The organism is Mesorhizobium sp. M2C.T.Ca.TU.002.02.1.1, assembly GCF_003997225.1.
The window spans coordinates 1-1,732 of the sequence record NZ_RZTO01001069.1 but is presented as its reverse complement, the minus strand read 5'-3'; the positions used below and the strand labels follow the sequence as shown (position 1 = coordinate 1,732).

Annotated in this window: 3 protein-coding genes and 1 tRNA gene; all 4 read right to left on the bottom strand. The window is 60.7% G+C overall.

Annotated features, from left to right (window positions below):
• Positions 1–68: 68 nt before the first annotated feature.
• The 4 genes from EOD07_RS33415 to EOD07_RS33400 all read right to left on the bottom strand — a co-directional run bounded on the left by EOD07_RS33415 (position 69) and on the right by EOD07_RS33400 (position 1,727).
• Positions 69–380 carry a type II toxin-antitoxin system RelE/ParE family toxin gene (locus EOD07_RS33415; protein WP_127238258.1) on the bottom strand — a complete coding sequence of 104 codons (312 nt, stop codon included), beginning with the start codon at positions 378–380 and terminating at the stop codon, positions 69–71.
• Positions 381–383: 3 nt separating this feature from the next.
• Positions 384–650, bottom strand: coding sequence for a type II toxin-antitoxin system ParD family antitoxin (locus tag EOD07_RS33410; protein ID WP_127238257.1), 267 nt, complete (start codon positions 648–650; stop codon positions 384–386).
• 208 nt (positions 651–858) lie between these two features.
• Positions 859–1,500, bottom strand: coding sequence for a ThuA domain-containing protein (locus EOD07_RS33405; protein ID WP_071074201.1), 642 nt, complete (start codon positions 1,498–1,500; stop codon positions 859–861).
• 150 nt (positions 1,501–1,650) lie between these two features.
• Positions 1,651–1,727: transfer RNA gene (locus tag EOD07_RS33400), tRNA-Met, on the bottom strand.
• Positions 1,728–1,732 lie beyond the last annotated feature (5 nt).

Sequence of the window (1,732 nt, the reverse complement as noted above, 5' to 3'; positions counted from 1 at the left end):
CGTTCAACCCAGAAATCGCCCGCAGCACTTAGCCGAATGTCGACCGCGGCGCCCGACTGAACCTCGATTTAAAGCCGTTCTTCGAGCAATTCGGGCGTGATGTTCCGACCGGCGTAGAAGATGCCCAGGATCAGCACACGCTCGCCGTCGGCCGCGAAAACGATACTGACCGCGCGGCGATAGCCGATGATCCGCAGCCCCGGCATGATCTCCACCCGCTCAGTGCCGCGCTGTGGAAATGTCGACAAGCCCAAGCAATGATCGCGGATGCCCGAGACAAAATTCCAGGCAACCGTCGGCGACGCACGCTCGGCTATATCCTCATAGAGTTGTTCGAGCTCGGCTTCCGCTTTCGCGTGGAAGACAATCGGGTATTCCATTCCCTACTTGGCTTTCGCCTGCCGTGCGCGATGACGGGCCTCCAATCGGGAAAACACCGTTTCAGCCGGGATTCCCTTTGCCGGATCCCGCTGGAGCTCGGCCATGCGCGACGGGATTTCCTCCCGCAGCCACTTCTCCCGCTCCGCCTCAAAATCCTCAAGCATGCGCAGGCCCGCGCGGACAACCTCGCTGGCATTGTTGTAGCGGCCCGATTCGAGTTGCTTCCTGATGAAGCGCTCATAATGCTCGCTCAAAGCGTAGTTAGGCATCGGAGTCTCCCGGAGAAATATCGAGCCAGGCGCGAAATATAGCAATAGATAGCAAAAATTGACAGCCTTGATTGATTCGGACGCGCTTCATCCCTAGCGGTTCGATGGAAGACTCCACCGAATCGGGCGGCAGTCGGAATGTCGATCAAGCACGCCGGCGCCGATCGAGGATCGCGACGACGCGTTTTAGCCGGGCGTATCTACCGGCTCAGCGGGCGGCCCATGCCAGTCCGCGGCGCAGGATGGTGCGCATCTGCGGCACCTCGAACTCCGCTGCCACATGACCCAGTGAGGAATAGAACACCCGCCCCTTGCCGTGCCTGCGCTTCCACACCACCGGCATGACGACGCCATCGATCCACGGCGCATATTCGCCGGAGAAGGTGGTCGTCGCCAGCACTTCGTTCGACGGGTCAACATGCATGTAATATTGTTCGGAGCGGTAGGGGAAATCGTCGATGCCTTGCATGATCGGGTCGTCGCGCCGCATCACCTTTACATTATAGTCGATGATGTTGCCCGGATGCGCGACCCATTGCCCGCCGCACATGAACTGATAGTCGGGCGATTCGCGAAAGGCATCGCCCATGCCTCCATGATAGCCGCCAAGGCCGACGCCGTTTTCGACCGCTTTCGTCAGGTTGGCCTCTTCCGCCTTGGTGAGCTTGGACATCGTGTAGATCGGCACGATAAGGCTGAGCTCGGCGATCGCCGGGTCGGCGAAGACCGCGGTCGTGTTCTCGACACGCACGGCAAAGCCTTCTTCCTCGAGCATCGCCTTGACGGCACGAGCGCCGGCTTCGGGTTCGTGGCCCTCCCAGCCGCCCCATACGATCAGCGCCTGCCGCATCTTCCGCTCCTCTTACATCGGCGCCGCGGCCGAAATGTATGGCGCTCGGGCGCCGAGCGACCATCGCTGCAAAGCTCCGCCGAGTCGAGTTGGAAAGAAGCGCAGGGCAAAAAACCAAAAGAGCCCGCGCAAGGCGGGCTCTTTTGGTTTTGGTTGCGGGGACAGGATTTGAACCTGTGACCTTCAGGTTATGAGCCTGACGAGCTACCGGGCTGCTCCACCCCGCGTCACC